Genomic DNA, 541 nt, shown 5'->3' on the forward strand with positions numbered 1-541 from the left:
ATTCTGGGCATCGGCCTTGCCGCCATTTTCCTTGTCGACCACGAACAGCCGTTCTGTCATCGGCGAGGAATAGAGGCCGCGGATCGGCTTGTGTGTCAGGGCCTCCTCATAGGGTCGGTGGAATTTCACCAGTTTGAAGCCTTCGATAAGGCGCTGCAGAGTCTGATCCTTCGAGCCGTCGTTGATGACGATGACCTCGAAATTCGGATATTCGAGCGCCAGCATCGAGTGCACGCTCTCGACCACATTCACTTCCTCATTGTAGGCGGGCACCAGCAGCGCGATCGGCGGCGCTACGTCGCCATAGCGGTGCCACAGCAGAGCCGAACGCGCGACCGGCGGGCGCTTGGACAGGGCGTAGGCGGCGATGATGAGCTGCAGCAGGTAGATCGCCGTCTGCGCCAGCCCCGCCCCGATGATGAACCAGGACAGGATGGAGGCCCCCAGAACGATCTCTTGGCTCCAGTCGAACATCAGGTGGCTGGCCCCTCGGCGAGGATCAGCGAGGCCGTGCGCTGCCTGCGCGAGACGTCGCTGGCGG

The 541-nt window shown here is 62.7% G+C and carries 1 protein-coding gene; it reads right to left on the reverse strand.

Annotation, left to right across the window (positions count from 1 at the left end):
* The coding region (locus tag EOB49_RS37630) for a glycosyltransferase (protein WP_245472709.1) at positions 1 to 474 on the reverse strand (474 nt) is incomplete at its 3' end.
* Positions 475 to 541: the final 67 nt, after the last annotated feature.

Origin of the sequence: Mesorhizobium sp. M7A.F.Ca.MR.148.00.0.0 (assembly GCF_003997735.1) — a bacterium.
Taxonomy (GTDB): Bacteria; Pseudomonadota; Alphaproteobacteria; order Rhizobiales; family Rhizobiaceae; genus Mesorhizobium.